The sequence below is a fragment of the Paraburkholderia phenoliruptrix genome (assembly GCF_902859825.1).
GTDB classification, from domain to species: domain Bacteria; phylum Pseudomonadota; class Gammaproteobacteria; order Burkholderiales; family Burkholderiaceae; genus Paraburkholderia; species Paraburkholderia phenoliruptrix.
The window spans coordinates 1-21,144 of record NZ_CADIKB010000033.1 but is presented as its reverse complement, the minus strand read 5'-3'; the positions used below and the strand labels follow the sequence as shown (position 1 = coordinate 21,144).

The 21,144-nt window shown below is 63.5% G+C and carries 16 protein-coding genes and 2 pseudogenes; 10 read left to right on the top strand and 8 right to left on the bottom strand.

Going from position 1 to position 21,144, the window contains the following annotated elements; translation table 11 throughout:
• Position 1: 1 nt before the first annotated feature.
• Both HV711_RS25245 and HV711_RS25240 read left to right on the top strand, forming a co-directional pair.
• Entirely contained in the window at positions 2-877 is an 876-nt protein-coding gene (locus tag HV711_RS25245) for an ABC transporter ATP-binding protein (protein ID WP_175145304.1), read from the top strand.
• Entirely contained in the window at positions 874-1,641 is a 768-nt protein-coding gene (locus tag HV711_RS25240) for an ABC transporter ATP-binding protein (RefSeq protein WP_013590995.1), read from the top strand. Before HV711_RS25245 ends, HV711_RS25240 begins: the two co-directional genes overlap by 4 nt.
• A 42-nt stretch (positions 1,642-1,683) precedes the next feature.
• Here HV711_RS25240 and HV711_RS25235 read toward each other — a convergent pair whose 3' ends face one another.
• Positions 1,684-1,959 (bottom strand): hypothetical protein, encoded by a 276-nt coding sequence (locus HV711_RS25235; RefSeq protein WP_028359618.1) that lies wholly within the window; start codon positions 1,957-1,959, stop codon positions 1,684-1,686.
• 417 nt (positions 1,960-2,376) lie between these two features.
• Between HV711_RS25235 and HV711_RS25230 the strand changes: the two genes are divergently transcribed.
• The gene (locus HV711_RS25230) at positions 2,377-3,525 is read left to right on the top strand and encodes a branched-chain amino acid ABC transporter substrate-binding protein (protein WP_013590997.1); all 1,149 of its coding nucleotides are present in this window, start codon (positions 2,377-2,379) and stop codon (positions 3,523-3,525) included.
• 121 nt (positions 3,526-3,646) lie between these two features.
• On the opposite strand, the gene HV711_RS25225 is transcribed toward HV711_RS25230, so the two are convergent.
• Both HV711_RS25225 and HV711_RS25220 read right to left on the bottom strand, forming a co-directional pair.
• Positions 3,647-3,955: a DUF4148 domain-containing protein gene (locus HV711_RS25225; protein ID WP_035477523.1), complete on the bottom strand. Its 309-nt coding sequence runs from the start codon at positions 3,953-3,955 to the stop codon at positions 3,647-3,649.
• A gap of 36 nt (positions 3,956-3,991) precedes the next feature.
• Complete coding sequence (locus tag HV711_RS25220; protein ID WP_035477521.1) at positions 3,992-4,981, bottom strand: chemotaxis protein CheB; 990 nt, start codon at positions 4,979-4,981, stop codon at positions 3,992-3,994.
• 91 nt (positions 4,982-5,072) lie between these two features.
• Here HV711_RS25220 and HV711_RS33990 point away from each other — a divergent pair, with 91 nt between their 5' ends.
• Positions 5,073-5,366 (top strand): hypothetical protein, encoded by a 294-nt coding sequence (locus HV711_RS33990; protein ID WP_175145302.1) that lies wholly within the window; start codon positions 5,073-5,075, stop codon positions 5,364-5,366.
• On the opposite strand, the pseudogene HV711_RS25210 reads toward HV711_RS33990, so the two are convergent.
• A pseudogene (locus HV711_RS25210) lies at positions 5,260-8,016 on the bottom strand (PAS domain S-box protein); the annotation flags it as partial. The gene HV711_RS33990 and the pseudogene HV711_RS25210 sit on opposite strands and share 107 nt — an antisense overlap.
• A gap of 324 nt (positions 8,017-8,340) precedes the next feature.
• Positions 8,341-9,207: a hypothetical protein gene (locus tag HV711_RS25205; protein ID WP_035477519.1), complete on the bottom strand. Its 867-nt coding sequence runs from the start codon at positions 9,205-9,207 to the stop codon at positions 8,341-8,343.
• Positions 9,208-9,654: 447 nt separating this feature from the next.
• On the opposite strand from HV711_RS25205, the gene HV711_RS25200 reads away from it, so the two are divergent.
• From HV711_RS25200 to HV711_RS25185, 4 genes are all read left to right on the top strand, one after another.
• Entirely contained in the window at positions 9,655-10,710 is a 1,056-nt protein-coding gene (locus tag HV711_RS25200; protein ID WP_035477562.1) for a porin, read from the top strand.
• 176 nt (positions 10,711-10,886) lie between these two features.
• Positions 10,887-11,924, top strand: a complete 1,038-nt coding sequence (locus tag HV711_RS25195; RefSeq protein WP_014972441.1) for a 3-oxoacyl-[acyl-carrier-protein] synthase III C-terminal domain-containing protein — start codon at positions 10,887-10,889, stop codon at positions 11,922-11,924.
• A gap of 28 nt (positions 11,925-11,952) precedes the next feature.
• Positions 11,953-14,526, top strand: coding sequence for an ATP-binding response regulator (locus HV711_RS25190; RefSeq protein WP_035477517.1), 2,574 nt, complete (start codon positions 11,953-11,955; stop codon positions 14,524-14,526).
• 84 nt (positions 14,527-14,610) lie between these two features.
• Entirely contained in the window at positions 14,611-15,144 is a 534-nt protein-coding gene (locus tag HV711_RS25185) for a GNAT family N-acetyltransferase (RefSeq protein ID WP_035477515.1), read from the top strand.
• 36 nt (positions 15,145-15,180) lie between these two features.
• Here HV711_RS25185 and HV711_RS25180 read toward each other — a convergent pair.
• A pseudogene (locus HV711_RS25180) lies at positions 15,181-15,505 on the bottom strand (nitric oxide dioxygenase); the annotation flags it as partial.
• Between HV711_RS25180 and HV711_RS25175 the strand changes: the two are divergent.
• Positions 15,467-15,850, top strand: coding sequence for a hypothetical protein (locus HV711_RS25175; protein WP_175145298.1), 384 nt, complete (start codon positions 15,467-15,469; stop codon positions 15,848-15,850). The pseudogene HV711_RS25180 and the gene HV711_RS25175 overlap by 39 nt on opposite strands.
• 101 nt (positions 15,851-15,951) lie before the next feature.
• A complete protein-coding gene (locus HV711_RS25170) occupies positions 15,952-16,644 on the top strand; it encodes a phosphatase PAP2 family protein (RefSeq protein WP_035477513.1) in 693 nt (230 codons plus the stop codon).
• A 19-nt stretch (positions 16,645-16,663) separates the two neighbouring features.
• Here the strand turns inward: HV711_RS25170 and HV711_RS25165 are convergent, their stop codons facing one another.
• Both HV711_RS25165 and HV711_RS25160 read right to left on the bottom strand, forming a co-directional pair.
• On the bottom strand, positions 16,664-18,382 hold the full coding sequence (locus HV711_RS25165) for a ShlB/FhaC/HecB family hemolysin secretion/activation protein (protein WP_035477511.1): 1,719 nt from the start codon (positions 18,380-18,382) through the stop codon (positions 16,664-16,666).
• Between the two features lie 55 nt (positions 18,383-18,437).
• On the bottom strand, positions 18,438-20,699 hold the full coding sequence (locus HV711_RS25160; RefSeq protein ID WP_035477509.1) for a two-partner secretion domain-containing protein: 2,262 nt from the start codon (positions 20,697-20,699) through the stop codon (positions 18,438-18,440).
• Positions 20,700-21,144: the final 445 nt, after the last annotated feature.

Sequence of the window (21,144 nt, the reverse complement as noted above, 5' to 3'; positions counted from 1 at the left end):
CATGGACGCTCCACTGTGTGAAATCGACGATCTGCGCATTGCCTTTCGCGCGCACGACGGCACGCTGAATGAAGCGGTACGCGGCCTGTCGCTGACGCTGAAAAAAGGCGAGCGGCTCGGCATCGTCGGCGAATCGGGTTCGGGCAAATCGCTCACGGGCCGCGCGCTGCTGGGTCTCTTGCCGCCCGCCGCGCATTGCAGCGCCCGAGCGCTGCGCTTTGACGGGCAGGACATGCTCGCCATGCCGGCCGCGCGGCGGCGCCGTTTCTGCGGCTCGCAAATGGGCATGGTTCTGCAGGATCCGAAGTATTCGCTCAACCCCGTCATGACCGTCGAGCAGCAGATGCGCGAAGCGTTCGCGCTGCACGAGCCGAAGCTCGGCCGCCGTGCGATGCGGGAAAAGATCGCGAGTGCGCTCGAGTCGGTGCACATTCGCCAGCCGGAACGCGTTGCGCGCTCGTATCCGCACGAGTTGTCGGGCGGCATGGGGCAACGCGTGATGATCGCGATGATGGTGTCCACCGGCCCGCGCCTGCTGATCGCCGACGAACCGACGAGCGCGCTCGATGTACTGGTCTCGATGCAAGTGCTGGCCCTGCTCGATGAAATGATCGAAAGGCATCAGACCGGCCTCATTTTCATCAGTCACGACCTGCCGCTCGTCATGTCGTTCTGCGACCGCGTGGTGGTGATGTACGCGGGCCGCGTCGTCGAAACCTGTGCCGCGCGCGATCTCGTGAACGCGCAGCATCCGTATACGCGCGGGCTGCTTGCCGCCAATCCGCCGCTCGTCGACCCGCCCGCCGAATTGCCTGTGCTGTCGCGCGACGCCGCGTGGTTCAACGAGCCTGCCGGGCAGCAAGGAGTGCCGCGATGATCCGCGTCGATGCACTGACTGTGCGCTTCAGGACAGCCGCCGGCTCCGTCGATGCAGTGCGCGCCGCCAGCTTTCAGGTCGCGGCGGGCGAGGTCTTCGGCCTCGTGGGCGAATCGGGCTCGGGCAAGTCGACCATTCTTCGCGCGCTGAGCGGACTCGCGCCTGTTTCGGAGGGCTCGGTGCATATCGCCGGCCCGGATCGCGACGCGCGCGCACGCCACGTGCAGATGGTCTTTCAGGACCCCTACGGCTCGCTGCATCCGCGCTTCACGGTCGACCAGACGCTGCGCGAACCGCTCAACATCAACCGGATGGGCGAACAGGAAACGCGCATTCTCAATGCCCTGCGTGAAGTGGGCCTCGATCCTTCATTCCGTTTTCGCTATCCGCATCAACTGTCGGGCGGACAACGGCAGCGGGTCGCCATCGCGCGGGCGTTGATTGTCGAGCCGCGCGTCGTGCTGCTCGACGAACCGACGTCCGCGCTCGACGTTTCCGTGCAAGCCGAGATTCTCAACCTGCTGAAGCGCCTGCATCGCGAACGCAATCTGACCATGATTTTGGTCAGTCACAATCTGGCGGTGGTCGGCTTTCTGTGCTCGCGCGTGGCGATCATGCGCAATGGAGAGATCGTCGAGGAACTGCCTATTGAAAGTGTTCGCGCACAGCAGGTGCAGAGCGACTACTCGCGCAGCCTGTTGCTCGCGACAGGCGGTTATCAGCGCAAGGCGGCGCAAGCGCTCGGCGTGGACGCGTCGCCATGATGGAGCGGCTCTCCAGACGCCGCCGGGAGCGCCCGCACATCGCTACGGCTTGCGCGCCGGCGCACTGTTGTCGGGTGCGCCGCGATTGTAGGGCTGGGTGGGCGGCGGCCGGTTGTCCGTTCCCTGATCCTGGCGCTTCGTATCGTCGCCGGCACTGTTCTTTTTCGCAGGGGCGGCATCGGGCGCCATGCGACGTAAGGTCTGCAACTGCAGCAGCTTCAGGAGGCGGTCGCTCGCCTGCGCTGCGTTCATGCCCGCGAGGCATCCCGCGCAAGCGAGACCCACCGCCACGATGGATAGTCGGATTCGCTTAGCCATGCACGTCTCCCTGCTAGCGCATCCTTGCGGCCCGCATGCACAGCGCCTGCCGGCCGACGATGTGTCGCGTGGACGCGCTCATTCATGATACTGCCGCGACTGGGATGTCGCACGCCACAGGGGGTGTTTGTCCTGATTGCCTCGGTCTACGCTGCTGTGCCGTAATGCGGATGGGGTCGCTCGCCGAAGGCGCGGAGCAGGAACGTTGCCGCTTTCCTGCTGCTGCGCATCGCGACGTTTCCCCTCCGGACACATTTGCTCGATACCCACGTCTATTCACAAGGAGCCCAACCCGCAGTCCATGCGAACAAGAGCCGTGCACCGGCCGCCTCCGCGCCGCAGAGCTTGAACTGCGGACGAGCCCACCGGCATGCACGCCATAGCAGTGACCTCATGCTTGCCGACAAAGGAAACAACATGCGTTTTGCGAAGACTTTCACCCCTATCGCGGTTGCAGTTGGAGCACTTCTCGCAGTTGCACCACTCGCCTCTCGCGCGGATACGGTTGTAAAAATCGGCTTTGCCGCGCCGCTCACCGGGCCCAACGCCAGTTATGGAAAAGACCTGGAAAACGGCGTCAAAATGGCGCTCGACGACGCCAAGGCGCAAGGCATCAAGATCAACGGCCAGCCCGTGTCGTTCCAGCTCGTTGCCGAAGACGATCAGGCCGACCCGCGCGTCGGCGTGCAGGTCGCGCAAAAGCTGGTGGACGAAGGCGTGTCCGTCGTCGTCGGCCACTTCAACTCCGGCACGACGATTCCCGCTTCGGATCTCTACGAAAAGGCGGGCCTGCCGGTCATCGATCCGGCGGCGACCAATCCGGTCATCAGCAACCGCGGCTACAAGAACGTCTTCATGGTGATCTCGAGCGACGCGCAAAACGCGGGCACCGCGGGCGCCTATGCCGTCACCACGACGAAGGCCAAGCGCATCGCCGTGATCGACGATCGCACGGCGTTCGGTCAAGGCGAAGCCGATGAGTTCGTGAAGGCGGTGAAGGCGCACGGCGGCGACATCATCGACCGCGAATACACGACCAATCAGGCGACGGACTTCAAGACGCAGCTCACGAACCTCAAGAGCAAGAACCCCGACCTGATTTTCGTCGGCGCCCTGAATCCGCAGGCGGCAGGCATCATGAAGCAGATGAACCAGCTCGGCCTCAAAGCGCAGTACGTGGGCGGCGGCGGCGTGAAGGACGTCGACTTCATCAAGCTCGCCGGGAACGTCTCGGAAGGCGCAATGGCATGGGAATACGGCCGGCCGCTCGACAGCACGCCCGTAGGCGCGAAGTTCGCCGAGCGCTTCAAGCAGAAGTTCGGCGAGGACGTGCTTTCGTATGCACCGTTCGGCTATGACGCGGCGTGGACCGCCATCAAGGCGATGCAGGCAGCCAACTCGACGAAACCGGACGACTATCGCGCGAAGCTGCAAGGCATCAGCTTTGATGGCATTACCGGGCATATCGAGTTCAACGCGAACGGCTCGCTGAAGAACGGCTCGTCCACGCTGTATCAGGTCAAGAACGGCCAGTGGGTGACGGTCAAGACGGTGAGCGGCCTGTAAGCCAGGCGTCGCGGCGTGACGGCACCGGCGCGGGCAGCGCCTCTCGAAAGCATGGGCCGGTGCCGGACTCGACCGCAGCGATGAATGCGGCGAGCAGCGCGGCGGGGGGCGCCGAGGGCGCTTACCGCGGCGCTTGCGGGCACTCCGTCCGATACCAGAAATCCACTTGCCGCTGCGCCGCCTCCAGATCCGCCGGATAGTAGGGATCGAAGCGCCACTCCGGGTGGTAGCCCGCCATCTCGAGCGCCGCCAGTTCGCTCATGCTGCGCTCGTGCGTGACGGGCGCCTTGTTTCTGATGTCGGTGAGGTCGCGGCATTGCGTGGGGCTCAGGTGCGTCTGCGCGCCTCGCTGCATGCCGCCGGCAACACAGCCCGCGAGCAAGACGATCGACGCCGCCAGAATCGGCGCTACCTTCGTCGCAATCTTCATTTCGTACCTCTTAGCAGGCGGACAGCCAATTGTGCCTCAGGGCTCCTGCGCGCGCGTGGCGCTGCGCAGGATCTCGGCCAGCTTCTCGTTTTCGTCGATGCGAGCCTGTTCGAGCGCCATCTCCACGTCGTTGCCGGCGCGCTCGGCCCAGCGCTGCCGTTCGCGCGCGAAGATGATCCGCTCATGCACCGCGCGAATAGCGCTCCAGATGGCGTCGTCCACGCTCTGCTCGCTCGCCTCTTCGAGCGTCAGTGACGAGAACGCGTGCCCCGTGTGGCAGCGGTAACGCAACGGCCGCTCGTCGTGCATTCGCCGCAGGACGCCGTTACAACTCGGGCATGTGAGCGCCGAGCGCTCACCGATCTCATCCAGTTGCTCCGGCAAGACAGTCAGGCTTTCGCCGAGCTGTGCCTCTCGATCAAGGTCCGGCCGATTGGTCATGGGACGCTCCTCGCGCGGCTCGGCTCCCCGCACCGCGGCATGAAGAACCTGTGGCAGATCGTCAGGACTCGCGACGGCGTCCGCGCCCGCCGCAGCGAGCGCGCTGCGCGGCATGGAAGGCGCCTCGGCGTCGTCGGGGCGCTGCACCAGCGCATATCCGCCGCGCGCGCGAATGGCGGCGAGACCCGCGGCGCCGTCGTCGAGATCGCCGCTCAGCACGACGCCCACCACACGTTTGCGGTATTCGGCGGCGGCGGAGCGGAACAACGGATCCGCCGCCGGACGCGCAAAGTTTTCAGCCGCCGTATCGAGCAGCCGGAATTGGCCGTCGCGCACCACCATGTGTCGATCGGGCGGCGCGACGTAGATTCTGCCTCGCTCCATCCGCTCGCCTTGCTGCGGATGGCTTGCCCTCAGCGGGCCCGCGCGTGAGAGCAGTTCCGGCAGTATGCTGTGATGTCGGCCGATGTGCAGCACGATACAAACAGTTGCGTCAAGATCAGGAGTAAGGCCTGCTACCAGCTTTCTAAGCACGGGAAGCGCGCCACGCGATGCTCCGATAACTACAATGTCGCGATGAGCCATAAGGCCTCCTTCGTCGCATCGGCGCAATTTCCAGACCTGAACGGCACAGGCGCGACAGGTTTTGCGAGGGCATGCAACGCGGGAGGCAATCGTGAAGCTATCCGAAGAACTGATCAATTTGCGCCAGGCCGACGTACATATCGCCGAGGCGACGCGCCGTATCGAGCATCAGCAGGCACTGGCCGCGTCGTTGCCTGCGGGCATTGAAAAGGAGCGGGCCGAGGCGCTGCTCGCGGCGATGCGGGCGACGCTCGTGCAGTTCGCCGTGCACCGCGAAGCTATTGTGGAGAACATCGCCCGGCTGCGCTTCGACCGCCCGGCGTCAGGGCGCCGAGCTCATCCAGCAGTTGCTGGAATTCGAGCGGCTTCGCCAGATGAGCGTTGAATCCCGCCTCATGCGCGGCCCGGACCTCGTCGTGCCGGTTCCGCCCGGTCAGCGCAATCGCGCGAACACCGCTGACGGCCGGATCGGACCTGATCTTGCGCATCAGCTCGTAGCCGTCCATGTGCGGCATGCCGATGTCGGACACGACCGCGTCGACCGGTTCCTCCGCCAGCATCCGCAGCGCCTCCAGACCGTCGCCGGCGGTCCTGACGCGCGCTCCTTCGAGCTCGAGCAGCGCGGTCAGCGAGGTAGCCGTTTCCGCATCGTCCTCCACCAGCAGGATGTGCAAGCCGGCGATAGTACGGTGCTTGCCGATGGCGTCGCGCAACTGCCCGCGCTCGTCTTCCATGGCGGGCAGCCATACCGTCATTCTGGTGCCGTGGCCCGGACCCTCCGACTCCGCCTTGACATGGCCGCCGTGCATCTCGACAAGCTGCCTCACGAGCGCAAGGCCGATGCCGAGACCGCCGCGACTGCGGCCGCGCGGCGTCTGGCGGAACGTATCGAAGATGTAAGGCAGCGTGGCCGGCTCGATGCCCTGGCCGCTGTCGGTGACTTCAAGACGCAGCATGCGGCCGTCGCGCGACAGACGCACCTCCACGCGTCCGCCGGAATCGGTGAACTTCATGGCGTTGGACAGCAGGTTCCAGAGAATCTGCTCGCAACGAACCGGGTCGGCCAGCGTGATGGCCGGCTCGTCTGCAACCTCGACCTGCAGCGCGACGCCGCGGGCGTGCGCGTCTTCCTCGCAGGTGTCGGCGATATCCGCGATCAAAGCCGCGAGATCGACCCGCGAGACTTCGAGCGCGAGCTTGCCGGTCTGGATTTGCGAGAGATCGAGCAGATCGTCGATGATCTGCGCCTGGCTGCGCACCGCGTGCCGGATGGACGCAGCCGCGTCCCACACGGCAGGCAGGTGGCGCACTTCCGGCAAGCGCGGAAGCATTTCCGCCTTCACGCCGATCAGATTGAGCGGATGTTTCAACTCGTGCGACAGCACGGCGATGACCTCGTCCTTCAACTGGTTCGCGCTCAGCGCCTGCTCGCGCGCCGCCTGCTCGCGGGCGAGCGCTTCGCGGCTCGCGTCCTCGCGCTGTTTGCGCGCCGTCAGATCGCGCAGAATCTTCGCGAAGCCGTTAAATGACGTATCGACAATCGGCGTCACCACACCGCTGCACAAGATGCGGCGGCCGTCTTTCGTGCGGTGCCAGCGCTCGTCGTCGGCGCGGCCTTCCTTCGCGGCGATGTCGCGCTCCTGCGCGGGCCGCAGCGCCTGGCGGTCGTTGTGCTCGTAGATCAGCTCGATGTTCTGGCCGACCACTTCGCCTTCCGAATAGCCGAAAATCCGTTCGGCGCCCGCGTTCCAGCTCACAATCGTTCCGGCGGAATCCTGAATCACGATCGCGTAGTCTTTCGTCGATTGCGCGACGAGGCGCAGGCGCCGCTCGCCCGCCCGCGCGGCTTCTTCGGCTTCGTGACGGTCGGTGATGTCGATCAGCGTGATCACCGCGCCGTCGATATGATCGTCCGCCGTGCGATAAGGCAGGAGCCGCATCAGATACCAGCGGCCGGCCTCGCTCTGAATCTCGCGCTCGGTCAGCCGCAGAGACTGGAACGACTGCCTGACGTCGTCGGCGAGCGTCGGATAGCGCAGCGTATGCGTGATGTGGAACAGCGAGCGCCCGAGGTCGGAGTCGATCAGATTGAAAATGGCCGTCGCGTTCGGCGTGAACCGCTTGACCCTCATTTCCTTGTCCACGAACACCGTGGCCATTTCGCTCGACGCGATGACGTTGTGCAAATCGTCGTTGGCTTTGGCCGTGTCTTCGATTCGCGCCTGCATCTCCGCGTTCGCGGTGGTCAACTCCTCGTTGACCGACTGCAACTCCTCCTTGCTGCTTTCGAGCTCTTCGCTCGTGGAGCGCAGTTCTTCGTTGATCGCCTGCAGTTCCTCGTTCGACGCCTTCAGTTCTTCCACTGACGTTTCGTACTGCTCGATGATCGTCGCCAGTTATTCGCGGCTGTGTTGCAACTCCTGCTCCAGCTGCGCGAGCACAGGGTCCTGGCCGGTCGCTTCGGCCTGTTCTTCGTCGGTCATGTGGCCGGCAACTTCGTCGAATACGATCAGGAGAAACTCTGCGTTGGCCACGGCGTCGTGAAACGGCCGCACCGTCATGTTGATCCATGAAACCTGGCCGTCGTGCACCCATTTCACGCGGCGAGCTTCGACGCTCGTGCGCGTCTGCAGTGCCCGGAAAATGGCCGTGCGCAGGTCGAGCCTCAGGTCGGGCAGCACGAGCGTCATGATGTTGCTGGACAACTCGCCGCCGACATGCCGCAAGAAGCGCCCCGCGTTGTCCGACAGATGCACCACGTTCGATTCGCGGTCGATAATCACGCTCGGCGGCGAATACGTTTCGAGCGCGCGCTGATGCAGTTCCGCGTAAGAGAAGTTGCGCTGCGCGGGACTCGCCGGTTGGCGCGAAAGCGGCAGCGGAACCGCCCGCTCGTCGCTCGCGCCGACGTCGGTCTGCAGCAGCGGCGGAAAACCCATTGCCGGCTTGGCCCGATGCGTAACGGCGCGCGCACGGTAGATGCGCCACTTCTTGTCCACGACGACGAAGAGATCGTCGGCCGCGTCAGCGGACTGTCGTGCCTCCCAGATAAGAATTATCGCCGATGCACGTTCAGTCAACTGTTAAGGCGCTTATTGTAGGGCCAGCAAAGAGCCATGCGCCGTCCTATCGGTGGGGGCGGGGGCCAAATCGCGCGATGAGGCCGGTTCGGCCTGGCTTCAGGTCGGCAGCGGTGCGTTGCCGCGGCGTGACGGCGTGATGACGGCGCGACGAGGGGCCGTGTGCGCGGTCGCTAGCCCTATTACGAATATAGGCGACGCTTGAATAATGGAGTAACGCGGAAAAACAGGGGACGAGGGGCCACAGCAAAGTCATGCCTGCGGTGGCCCGGGAACGGCTTAGTGCTTCGTCAATTGCCCGTAGGCGATCACCGAGTTATCGGTTGCCTTGATCAGATAGATGATCGAGCGCTGGTACAGCGTGGTGCTGCCGGTGACCGGCAGGAACGTGATCGCCGCGTTGCCCGTGTACGTCACGCCCGAGGCGAGCGTGCAGGTGCTCGTAGTGCCCGTCATCGTCAGCGTATAGAGGTTCTTGCTGGAGCCCGGCGTGGTCAACGTCAGCGTGCCCGAGACCGCGCAGCCGAGAATGTTGCCGGTGACACCGCCGGCGTCGTCGACAGTGAGTGTGGTCGAGTTCTGCGCCCACGTGCCGGTGACGCTCGACTGCGAGACGGCCAGTGCGTTCGCCGGATCATATTTCAACGACAGATTCACCGTACTGCCGTTCGCGACATAGCTGCCGGTCAGGGTTTGATTCGCGGCATACGTCCCGCTACCCGCCGTGGCGGTGTAGCGCAGGTTGCTCATGACTTCGAAGCCGCTGGTGAGCGTCCAGTTCGGCGCAGCCGTGGTCGCGGCGCCGAAGAAGGTGGACGTGACGAACGAGAACAGGCCGCTCAGGTAGGAGATGTTGTTCGCCGGATCGATCATCGCCGTGACGCGCGACGACGTCGTGTCCGTCCAGATGCCTTCGAATCCGTTGCCCGTCGCCGCGGTCGACCCCGCCTGCGGCGATGCGAGGCTCGGCAGTGCCTCGCCCGTCACGGTCGGCGTGGATGCCGGGGACGGTGCCGACGGCGCACTCGCGGCCGGCGCAGCGGCCTGAGTGGTCGAAGAACTGCCGCCCCCGCCTCCGCCGCATGCGGCAAGCGCGAATGAACCCAGCAACGACATAATCAAAGGGAGTTTTTGTTTCATTTTCATTTTGTAGTTTGAGCGTGCGGAGATTCAAGTCCGCAAAATGGTTGTTCAACTCTCGATAGGCCCGCGCAAAATCGCGCACCGGGTTAAACGGCAGCAGAGCGAAAATCTTGAGTGTTGACATAAACGAATATCTTTGTTTAGAGCGGGTCGCTTATTGGCGAATGGACAGATGTCAGCAGAGTTAATGCATGCCGCATAAAAGAAACTGCCGCCGAAAGCCTGTGGCTTTATCGTTCTCCAAGACTTCGGCCATAACGATTCGATGGGGAAAATAGGCCGACGAGGGCGTCGCAGAACTCTCCGCGCGTGCAAATCGCGCAACGTCGAGTATCCAGTGCATCACGCATTGGCCACCGCAGCTATCATGTCGAGCGGCGGCTGCCCAACGCGCGCAAGCCGTCGCTTTCATTTTTCTTTGTGTATCGGCTATTCCATCAAAAGGATTCGATGCGCCTGACTGAGGCCTTTCGTTCACGCAACCGCTATCCCGCGCGGCTCGTCCTAAGTGTCGTCATGGCGGGCTCCTGCTGGTTCGCCGCGCCGGCCGTTCGTGCACAGGGCACTGTCACGCTATACGGCTCGCTCGACACGAGTATCGAAGTCACGAATCCCGGCTCTTCCTGGACGCCGCGCCTCGACTCGGGTGCGTACCGCGGTTCGAGAATCGGCCTGCGCGGCGCCGAGCAACTGGATTCGGACACGCGTCTTCTGTTCGAGCTCGAAAACGGCTTCAGCTCGGCCGACGGCACCTTCTCGACCGCGGGCACGATCTTCAATCGCCAGGCGTGGATCGGCGTCGGCGCGCCGTGGGGCGAAGTTCGCGTGGGCCGCCAGTACTCGCCGATCTACATCCCGTTCAAGGGGCAGCTCGACGCCTTCGGCGCAGGCACCATCGCCTCGGGGCTCAACAACCTCTCGAAGATCACGCCGTACACGGATAACGGCATCGCCTATCTGTCGCCCGACTTTCACGGCTTCACCACGACCGTGATGGTCGCGCTGCGCGACAGCGGCAACGGCAACGGCCTTTCCGGCGACTATGAAACGTTTGCGTACCGCAATGGGCCGCTGCGCATTGCCTACGCGCATCAGCAGACGCATGGCGGCACGACCTTGCGCGCAAACCTGGGCGGTGTGTCGTACCGCTTCGACAAAGCCACCGCCTATGTGTCGTTTTTCAACGGCGACGGGGGTGCGCCGCGCTATCACGACGACGGTCTGTCGGTCTCCGTGCGCTACGCGTTCTCGCCGCGCCTGCGGGCTTCGCTGGGCTATGCGTATGCCCGCGATCGCTCGGGCGGCGACGACAACGCCGACCAGTTCAGCGTGGCGTGCGAATACGACCTCTCGCCGAAACTCACGCTCTACGCGAGCGGCGCGATGCTGCGCAACCATGGCGACGCCACCTTCACACTGCGCGGCGTCAACGTAACCGGCCTGCCGACGGCCTATCCCGGCGCGCCGGTTCGCGGCGTGCAATTGGGGATGATCGAGCGGTTCTAGCCGAATGCCGCTTTTCACGTCGATCAAATGATCCAACCTGGGGCGACGGTATTTCGCCAGTTGCGGTGGACGCGTTAATGTACGAGCGCCGTAAAAGCGGGCGCCGGATGACAGGCGCGCGCTACGTGCGCGAACGAGACTCCCTCCACCAATAAACCCTCTTTAATGGATTGTTTATGCTTATCAAGAACGTGGCCGTCAGCCTGCCTTCCAGAGTCGTCACCAATGACGAAGTCGCCGATATGATCCGGTTTCATTCCACCGGCTATGAAGGCGACATCGACCGGGGCATTCGCACCATCAAGACGCTGCTCGATCGAAGCGGGCTCGTCAACCGGCGCTGGTGCGACAGCCACGAGTCGCCCATCGACCATGTCGCCATGGCCACGCGCAAGGCGTTGTCGGAAACCTATTTGCGGCCCGAGCACATCGAGCTGTTTATTTATGTCGGCATCGGCAGAGGCTTTCTTGAGCCGGGCAATAGCCACATGATGGCGAGCACGCTCGGTTTCATCAATGCGGAATGCTTCGACGTGGTGGACGCGTGCATGAGCTGGACCCGCGCCATGTCGATTATCGACAGTTTGTTCAAGTGCGGTCAGTACAGAAACGCTATGATCGTGAATGCCGAATTCAATATGCTGGCAGGCGGTCCACTCTACCCGGGGAATTTTGCGTTGAAGAATCAGGCGCAAATCGAATACACATTGCCGTCGTTCACGATCGGAGAGGCGGCCACCGCCACGCTGCTCGTTGCGAAGGAGCCGGAGAACTTCAGCTTTGCCTTTCGCGGAAAGCCCGAGGTTTCCGACCTCTGCACGATTCCGATTCCCGGCTATGAAGGGTATTGCCACCCGTCGGAGCGGATCGGGAAAAACGGCGACATGCGTTTTACATCGTTCGGCCACGAGCTTCACAAGAATTCCGACGAACTCTCCGCCGTACTCGCTAAACTGCCGATTCCGAAGAAAGATATCGACATTGTCTTTACCCACGCGTCTTCCAAGGCGGCGTGGCACGGCTATGGAGAAAAGGTGGGCATTCAGGACAAGATGTATCACATCTATCCGGAGACGGGGAATCTCGTGTCGGCCTCCATTCCCGCCGCCATTGCCATGGCAAAAGACAACGGCGAATTGAAGCGGGGAGACAGAGTGCTGTGCTGGGTCGGCAGTGCCGGCATGTCATTCAACGTTAGCAGCTTCAGGTTCTGAGGCCACGTCAATAAATTCAAAACGCGACATGAAAGCCATTTCAGGGGGCATCCGCTATCTCAACCGGGTGGTGTCCGAAGCTGCCAAAGTATCTGACTACAGCGTGCTGGCTGTGGGGTTGATCGGCACGCTGGGACATCCGGTGTACTGGTTCTGGTGGACCTTTGTGGATCCGCAACCGAATGAGAACGCACTGATGCGCGTTGTCGGCACCGCAAGCTGCGCGTTGCTGCTGTTGCGCCGTTTCTGGCCCGCTCCGGTAGCGCGCCTCCTGCCCTGGTATTACTTCGCAACGGTAGCCTACACGCTACCGTTTTTCTTCACTTACTATCTGCTGGCGGGTGACTATTCGATGCTCTGGTCGATGGCCGAGCTCGGCATGGTCTTCTTTCTGATCGCCATCTTTCCATCGTTCGTTGCATTGTCACTCAATCTGGCGCTCGGCATCGGCGCTGCCGTGTTGTGCGCCCGCATCGTCATTCCGCAAGCTCTTCATGTGGATGCGCATCTCTTTCTCTACACTTATCTGCCGGTTTTCACCTTCGGCATTTGCGCGGGCATCACGTTCTCATACAGCAATCTGAAGGGAATCGTCGCCCAGGCGCGCACGGGCGCGCTGCGCGCGCTCGCGGGCTCCATCGCTCATGAAATGCGCAATCCCCTCAGCCAGCTCAAGCATGTTCTGGACAGAGTGGAAGAAGCACTGCCGGCCGCCATCGACCACCACGCGTCGCCGGCCGCGTCGCAGCGGCGAACCGCGCTGCTGTACCGGCATCTGGCGCACGGCCAGCTCTCCATTGAGCGCGGCTTGCGCATCATCGCCATGACGCTCGACGAAGTGAGCGCCAAAGCCATCCGCTCCGATCAATTCACGTATGTCAGCGCGGCGGCGGCCACGCGCAAGGCGCTCGAGGAATACGGGTTCGGCGACCAGAACGAGCGCGCCCGCGTAAGACTCGCGGTGCTGGAAGATTTCACCTTCAAGGTTGATGAAACCGTCTATCTGTTCACGCTTTTCAATCTGATCAAGAACGCGCTTCACCACATTGCCGCGCACCCTTCGGCCACGCTCACACTCACGGTGGATCGGCACACGGTGATCGTTCACGACACCGGCCCCGGTATTGCGCCCGAGATGTTGCCGCATCTTTTCGAGCCGTTCCGCACGGCAGGCAATTCAGCCGGCACCGGGCTCGGGCTCGCTTACTGTCAGCGCGCGATGCGCGCGTTCGGCGGCAGTATCCGGTGTCGCTCCGAAGTCGGCCAATTCACGCAGTTCACGCTGGAGTTTCCGCCCGTCTCCGAAGCCGAGGTCGCACGCCACGAGCAGGAAGTGTTCGAACACGCCGCGCCGTTCCTTCAAGGCAAGCGTATCCTCGTTGTCGACAACGATGCGGATCAGCGCAAGCGCGTTCAGCGCGCGTTGTCGAAGGCAGGCGCGCTTCCTCGCGAAGCGGCCGACGGCGAGGCGGCGCTCGCCGCGCTCGGCGAGCGGCAGGCGTGGGACGTGGTGCTGATGGACATCAACATGCCAGGACTGGACGGCTACACGGCCACCGAGCGCATTCGTGCCGATCGGCGCAATCCGAACTGCGATGTGATCGTTGTCGCGTACACGGCGGAGCCCGGCAACGTGGCGCGGGTTCTGGCACGCCGCGCCGGCATGGATGAGTTCGTCAGCAAATCGGCGAGCATCGTCGAGTTGATCGGCGTGCTGCGCAAGCTGTTTGAGAACGGTCATCAGCATGGACGCAGCCAGCGCTTCGACGGCTTTGCCGGCAAGACGATCCTGCTCGCCGACGACGACACGTACAGCAGGCTCGTCGCGAAAGGCTATCTCGAACGATTCGGTGCAACAGTGGTGGAGGCCGAACATGGGCCGGCTGTGCTCGCCCGGCTGCAGGAAGGCGCCGCAATCGACGCGATCGTGATCGACATGAACATGCCCGGTATGGGCGGCGTGGAGACCACGTCGCTCATCCGCGCGCGTTCCGATGCGTACGCGAGCGTGCCGATCATCGCGTTGACGAGCCAGACCGACATGGAGGCGGTGGAACGGTGCCTCGCCGCCGGCATGAACGAAGTGATGACGAAGCCCGCGCAGATCGGCGCGCTGTATGCGGCGCTCGCGCGGCAGTTCGCTCGGCATCGGGCACAACATCTGTCTGCAGACGCAGCTTCGTCACACGAGGGCGCGTTGCCGGCCGGCAAGTCCATGCCGCTCGGCGAAGGTCCGCTGCTCGACGAGAAGCATCTTCAGGAACTGGTCGCGCTTGACCTGCTCGACCAGACGTTCCTGAATGGCATCGAGCAGATTCGCTCGACCGTGGCGACGCTCGCGACGAGCGTTGCGGCGCGCGACCTCGATTCGACGCGGGAGGCGCTGCACGTGCTGCTCGGCGTCAGCGGCAATATCGGCGCCCGGGCGCTGCATCAGTTTCTGCGCCAGATTTATCCGCGCGTGGTGGAAGGCGAATGGCCCGCCGAAGCAGACTGGCTCGCACGAATCTGCTCGTTGAGCGACCGCTCGGCCCCGGCGTTGCAGACATATTTCGCATCCGCAAAAGCGCCCGAGCATCATCGAAAGACGACGAGCGATTGATTGGTTTTCGTCGGCGGTGAGGAACGCTGTGCGCGATGCCTTGCAGCACGATCCAGCATGCCCTTTCGACTCATGGAGCAAAAGATGACTGAAACGATAGCGGTGCGGCGCATCACTGCCGACGAGGCAAGACGTTACGTGGAACCGCTCGCCGAGCTGCTGATCGATTGCGTGGAGGGCGGCGCGTCGGTCAGCTTCATGTTGCCGATTTCGAAAGACACCGCGCGGCAATTCTGGCAACACGTCGCCGATGGCGTGATCCGCGACGAGCGAATACTGCTCGTCGCCGAATATCCCGACGGCAAGCTCGTCGGCACGGTGCAGCTCATCACGGCGCAGCCAGAGAATCAGCCCCATCGCGCGGATGTCGCGAAGATGCTCGTGCACCGTGAAGCGAGACGTCAGGGCGTTGCCGCGCGGCTCATGGCCGCCGTGGACGACGAAGCGCGACGCGCCGGCAAATCTGTGCTCGTGCTCGACACGGTCACGGGAGGCGACGCCGAGCGGCTCTACGAGCGCGCAGGATGGCAACGCGTGGGCGAAGTGCCGAATTATGCGTTGATGCCCGATGGCCGCTTTTGCGGCACCACCTTCTTCCACAAGCAACTGGCCGCCTAGACACTTGAAATAAGGGCTCAACGCACCACGGCATTTTCAGTCCTCAAACAGATCAGGGCCGAAGACCTCGTAGTGAATCCGCGTTTCGGGAATGTCCATTGCGCAATGCATCGTGCTGCAGGCGCATGAATTGAATCGGGCCGCACACATAGTAATCCGCGTCCGGCAGCAGAATCAGGTCGCGGGGTTCGTTTAGATCGATGAAGCCGGCGCGGTCGTAGTCCTGGCCCGCTACATCGCCCGGCAATGGGTTTTCGTAGTAGACCACTGCCTTGAAGTTCGCATACGTCGCCGCGGTTTGCCGAAGCTGGTCGCGCATTGCATGGACCGCGCCATTGCGTGCGCCGTGCACGCACACCACCTATCGCTGCGGATCCTCGGACTCGCGAATGATGCGGATCACCTCCGCACGCGCGAGCGCCTGCTGTTGTTGGCCCTGATTCTGATGCGCCACGTTAAATACGTTTTTAAGTTCGGAATGGGCGTCGAACAGTGCGTGACGCGCGTCGCACACGCGCCGTCGTTCGTGAACAGTAGATACAGCAAAACGCGTGACAGGTCCGGCGGCAGCGCGTACACGCATTGCACGCCACGCCTGACGCATGAAAACCGGGCCTCTGCGGCGATGGCACATCGTGCCGGGCGCAGCCAGGCGAGCGGGACATCTAGTGAAAAATCGTCGATCATTAGTGATCAGGTACACTAACCAGTAGCCGTTTTGTCGAGAATCTGCTGCACGACGCAGCAGCCGCAACACAGGGAGACGGCTTCAGCCCTTTACTACAAGTCTTAAATACCCACAAAAGAATGAATAGCTTTGATACAACAATCGAAACGTATCTTTCAAACATTCATTTCGGGTTCTTCACGACCCACGCCATTGAAACAGTCGCCGATCTGTACACCTTCAAGGGTCTGCTGCTTATTCCCGTATTGTGGTGGATGTGGTTTCAATCAGGTGAGCGAACGAAATGGCGCCGCGAAATGGTCATTGCGACGGTACTCAGCGGCCTCGTCGCGCTGTTCGTCGGACGCGCGTTGACGCACTGGTTGCCGTTCAGAGTACGGCCCGTCTACAGCCACGAACTGAATCTGCACTTTCCGACCAGCGTGTCGAAAGACGCGCTGCTGACGTCGTGGAGCTCATTCCCGAGCGACCACGCCATGCTGTGGATGGCAATCGCCACAGGCATCTTTCTGGTGTGGAAGCGAATCGGTCTGCTCGCGTTGGCGTACACCGTGCTTTTTATCTGCCTTCCGCGCGCCTATCTCGGCTTTCACTATCCAACGGACCTGCTCGTCGGCGCCGCAATCGGCATCGCCATCGCTTATGTCATGACACGTGAGGCCGTTCGCGCGCTGTACGCAGCGCCGCTACTGCGATGGGTCGAACGCTACCCTGGACCTTCCGCGATGCTGGCCTTCGTTCTATGCCTTGAACTTGTCACCCAGTTCGACGAACTGCGCAAGCTCGCGAGCAGCGTCTTCAAACATATCTAACGTGTTGTGGGCACTTGAGCTAGCTGCCTATCGAAACATAGAGCAGTACCATGGGCGCCTTCGATCCACCGGGCGTCGGCGCGCGCAGCGGCACGCCATAGGTGCAGCGAACATCCACGAAGCGCGACCATTGGAAACGCAAGCCCGCGCCGATGCTGACGAGCGACCCGTGGCTCGCCTCCGCAGGCTGATCGATACGGTTCCACACATGGCCGGCGTCGACGAACACGAAAGGCTGCGCGGCCGCGCTGCTCGCGCCGAACGGCAAAGCAGGCGCGCGCAATTCGGCCTGCACGTTCCAGCCGCGATCGCCTAACACGACATACGGTTCATAGCCTCGCACGCTCGACTCTCCGCCGAGGCCCATTTCCTCGCTCGGCAACAACGTATTCGGCGTCCACTGGAAGGTGCCTCGCCCGGTCAACGTAAAGCCGCCGCCCAGCGCAAACGCGCGCTGCGCGGCGAGTTGCAGATACGCGTAGCGGGCCGTCGCGCCTTGCCGCGCGGCGCGAAAAGCGCTATCGGTATTGGAGCCGTCCAGCCCGCCAGGACTGGCCACGAGCATCGCGGATGCATGCGTCGCGCCTCTATCGTCCGGCTGGCTCAGATCGTATGCGAGCACGAATTGATGCACGTGCGTGTTCGAGTTGAACACCTGAAAGCCGCCGAACTCCAGATCGTTGTTGCTGCGTTTGAAGTCGTAGCCGAACTGCACGAGTTGCGCAGTCTCGCCTGTCGCCGGCAAACGCCAGTCGTAGCGCACGCTGAGCTGCGCGGAGGTGCCGGTTTGCCCGTAACTGTCCGGCAGACGCGGCGTGCTTTGCGCGTAGACGCCGAACAGTTCGATGCTGTCGTGCCACGGCAGCGGCGCGATGTAGCTGAGCGCGTGGGCCATGAAGCGCGCGCGGTTCGGGCGCCCCTCAATGTCCGGATTGCCGCTGAAGAAATCGTTACTCGCCGTGAATTGATACGCGACGTGCTGATCGAGCCCGAACAGATTGCCATAGTCGATGCCGGCGAAGAAGCGGTCGCGGCCGAGTTCGCGCACGCCGGCGTTGTCGTACCCTGCGTTCACACGCCATGGCAGACGGTCGTCGGTCTGCAGGATCACGTCGGTTGAATTGGCGGCCTGGCCCGGCGCGAAAACCGCATCCACGCGACGGTACGGATTCGCGTTGAGCACGGCGAGACCCAGCGACACCTCGGACTGCAGAATCGGACCGCCCGGCTGGAGCGGCATCTCGCGTTTGAGCAGGTCGTCGGAGAAATAGCGGTTGCCGCTCGTGCGCACCTCTCCCAACTGAAACTCCGCGACCGCGATATGCACGACGCCGGCACTCACGTCCTGCTCGGGCACATACACATCCACGAGCGGCTTGCCGGCGGCGCGATACCGCTCGACCACGGCGCGGCGAATCTCGCCAAGGCGTGCAAAGGTGAGAGGCTGGCCGAGATCGCCGTCGAACGAATGCAGAAAAGCGGCGTTCAGTAGAGGCAGGCCGTGCGCGGCGATGCCCGGCTGCGCGGCCGCCCGAGGCGTGCTTGCGCCCGCGGCTTCGAACACCAGCCCTTCTAGCCGGCTCACTGCGATGTGCGCGGAGTTCTCCTCCGCCGGCGCCGAAGGTTGCGACCGCGCAGTGCGCGGCGTCGGCGGCGGGGGTGGTGGGGCAACGTCGCGCCAGGCCTGCGCGAATACTGCCGAAGCGTGTAGCGCCGCCATCACGCACAAAGCGGGCATTGCGCCACGCGTGGCGAGCGCGCGCGCCGGTGTATCCGCGAATAAAGCGCGCCGCTTAATGCGCAAGCTGCGAGCGCAACACAGGATGCGTCGCGCCGGCCGGCATCGCCCATACGCCGTTCGGGCCGAAGTCGTAGCCCGCAAAATTGGCCGGGTCGCTCATCTGCGCCGTGGTCAGCCCGTTCGACGGCGGCAGGCTGCCGCCGCTCGCGGCCTGCCCTGTCGTCTGCGTGTTCCAGTAGACGTCCGGCGCGAGCGTGCCGGAGCCGAACGCAATCACGCCGTGCGTCGGCATGAAGCGGGTTTGCACGGCGCCGGTCGCAAATGACTGGCTGACGGTTCCATCATTGATACCGACGAGCCCGCCGCCATAACCGGTCGAGAACACCGGGCTCACGCTGCCCGTTGCATACGACTGCGTGATCGACCCGAGGTTGTAGCCAACGAGGCCACCGTTCGCGTCCGAGCCCGAGATCGCCGCGCTGCTCCACGAGCGCTCGACGCTGCCTTCGTTGCGCCCCACCAGTCCGCCGAATGTGGTGCCGTCCTGGTAGATCTCCATCGCGGCGCCGCTCGAGTGCGCGTTGGCGATCACGCCCTGATTCACGCCGGCCAGCAGGCCGCTGCCGAGAAAGCTCGTGCTGACATGGCCGTTTTCCACGCCTACGTCGCGCAGCACGCCGCCCGTCCCCACCACGCCGAAGAGTCCCGACGAGTAGTCCTTGCTGAAGTCGGCGATCTCGATGTGCGCGTTGTTCACGTTGTGCCACATGCCGTCGAACTGGCCGGTGAAAGGCGTCGCGTGATTGCCGATTGGCGCGAGCGTGTAGCCGGTCGCGTCGATGTCCGTGCCGAGCGCGTAGTTGCCGGCGAGGTCCTGCGCAATGTTCTGCAGGTCCGTCACATTGTTGACGAGCTTGTAGGCCGTGATCTGCGTGAGCTGCCCGCTGCCGGGCGCGGCCGCCCACGCGGGATTGCCGAGCAGGGTGCCGGCGCTGTAGCTTCCGTTCATGTCGTAAAGCGCATTGACGAGGCCCGTGCTGCCCGACCAGTCGATCACGCCGCGATTGGCGACGCTGCCGCCGTTGTCGAGGCTCGCGGCATCCGCGCGCAAGGTCAGGTTGCCGCTGCCCTGGTTCGCGAGGGTTGCGCCTTGTGCGATGCTCAGGTTGCGATAGGCCGCGAGCGTCAGCGACGCATTGCCTTGCCATGCAATGCCCGAATTCACGTCGATGTCGCCGGAACTGCCGTTCGCGCCGGTGGTTTGCAGGTTGACGGAAGTGCCCATGCCGAGGCTCGTGGAGAGCGCGCGCGCCGCGCTGTCGTCCACGGTGAAGGCGGGTGTCGCGATGTTCCATTGATTGGCGTGCACCGTCGTGCCGCCAGGCGGAAACGCGAGCGTGTCCGCGCTCATGTCGACCGTACCGCCGGTTGCGTCGATCACACCGCCTGGTTGCAACGTACCGTGCGCCGCGACGAGCCATACGTGGCCGTCGCGCGTGGCGGTGCCCGTCGCGCGAATGGCCTCGTGATTGCCGGCGAGCGCATAGATGTTGCCGTCCACGGCTTGCAGGCTGATCTGCGCCGCCTGAATCAGGCCGCCGTTCACGATGGCGGCGCTCGCGCCCGGCTGGCCCGGCTGCACGAACACCTGCCTGCCCGACGACGAATCCTGCAGCAGCACCTGCTGCCCCGCCGCCAGTTCGACGGTGCCGTTCGGCGCGCTGATCGTGCCAGTATTGGCCACCTGCCGCGCGATGAGGAAGACGTCGCCGTTGCCGGAAGCAATAGTGCCGAGGTTCACCACGCCCGCGCGCGAATTGCCCGACAGCGTGAGCGGCTGGCCGTTCATGAAGGCGTCGGTGTCGGCGACATCAAGCGTCGACGCGACAAAGCGTCCGGTTGTCGACACGACGCCTCGCGGTCCGACGACGATTCCTTGCGGATTGATCAGATAGACGCTGCCGCTCGCGCTCAGGGTGCCGAGAATTGCGGACGGCGAGCCGCCCGTGACGCGGTTGAGCGTCGCGCCGTTGCCGTTGGCAAACACCACGCGGTTGCCGCCGCCTATCGAAAAGCTGTTCCAGTCGACCACGCCGCGGCCCGAGCCCTGATTGATCGTCAGTGTGGTGCCGTCGCTGCTGAACGATCCGTTTCCGCCGACGAAGTGTCCGCCCGCGGGCAACACGCCCGCGGCGCGCGCATCGAATGAAGCCGCGCAGCACAGCACCGCCGCGGCAAGCGGCAGGAGCGCAAGACGCGCCCCGCGCCGACGTGAATTATTGTGGTCGTATGCTGCCGGCGGAATGTTGTTCATCACGTCTCCTGTCCCACGCGAGGCGCGCCGCATGCTGAGATGGCATGCGGCTCTCGCGCGTCGGTCCAACTGTGCGCACGCCCGTATTATTGCAGCCGGTTTCGGGCGCACAATGAGCACCGCGAAGCGCGATATCGACGTATTGCGCCTAAAGGTCTGCGGAATTGGCCAAGGCATAAGCGACGACGCGCCGCAATGGGGGTGCGAACCCATGGTTTCCCCAATAGCAGCGAGGCGGCGGGCACATGACGATGGGCTTTCGCTCTGCTGCGGCAGCGCGATGCTTCAATCTCACTTACGATCTGAGCACACGTCATCTCCAGGCAGTAAAACAGTGGGCAATGTCCCAGGCGTAGTTGAAGGTTGAAGGCGGCGGTTCGCCAGTGGAATCCGAGAGAATCGGGTTTCCAGGACCAACCTCCCGAACAGGGAACCAAGGAGAACC

Coding starts and splice junctions, on each gene's coding strand:
- HV711_RS25245 (WP_175145304.1), top strand. CDS start 2: ATGGACGCTCCACTGTGTGAAATCGACGATCTGCGCATTGCCTTTCGC.
- HV711_RS25240 (WP_013590995.1), top strand. CDS start 874: ATGATCCGCGTCGATGCACTGACTGTGCGCTTCAGGACAGCCGCCGGC.
- HV711_RS25235 (WP_028359618.1), bottom strand. CDS start 1,959: ATGGCTAAGCGAATCCGACTATCCATCGTGGCGGTGGGTCTCGCTTGC.
- HV711_RS25230 (WP_013590997.1), top strand. CDS start 2,377: ATGCGTTTTGCGAAGACTTTCACCCCTATCGCGGTTGCAGTTGGAGCA.
- HV711_RS25225 (WP_035477523.1), bottom strand. CDS start 3,955: ATGAAGATTGCGACGAAGGTAGCGCCGATTCTGGCGGCGTCGATCGTC.
- HV711_RS25220 (WP_035477521.1), bottom strand. CDS start 4,981: ATGGCTCATCGCGACATTGTAGTTATCGGAGCATCGCGTGGCGCGCTT.
- HV711_RS25205 (WP_035477519.1), bottom strand. CDS start 9,207: ATGAAAATGAAACAAAAACTCCCTTTGATTATGTCGTTGCTGGGTTCA.
- HV711_RS25200 (WP_035477562.1), top strand. CDS start 9,655: ATGCGCCTGACTGAGGCCTTTCGTTCACGCAACCGCTATCCCGCGCGG.
- HV711_RS25195 (WP_014972441.1), top strand. CDS start 10,887: ATGCTTATCAAGAACGTGGCCGTCAGCCTGCCTTCCAGAGTCGTCACC.
- HV711_RS25190 (WP_035477517.1), top strand. CDS start 11,953: ATGAAAGCCATTTCAGGGGGCATCCGCTATCTCAACCGGGTGGTGTCC.
- HV711_RS25185 (WP_035477515.1), top strand. CDS start 14,611: ATGACTGAAACGATAGCGGTGCGGCGCATCACTGCCGACGAGGCAAGA.
- HV711_RS25175 (WP_175145298.1), top strand. CDS start 15,467: ATGGACCGCGCCATTGCGTGCGCCGTGCACGCACACCACCTATCGCTG.
- HV711_RS25170 (WP_035477513.1), top strand. CDS start 15,952: ATGAATAGCTTTGATACAACAATCGAAACGTATCTTTCAAACATTCAT.
- HV711_RS25165 (WP_035477511.1), bottom strand. CDS start 18,382: ATGCCCGCTTTGTGCGTGATGGCGGCGCTACACGCTTCGGCAGTATTC.
- HV711_RS25160 (WP_035477509.1), bottom strand. CDS start 20,699: ATGAACAACATTCCGCCGGCAGCATACGACCACAATAATTCACGTCGG.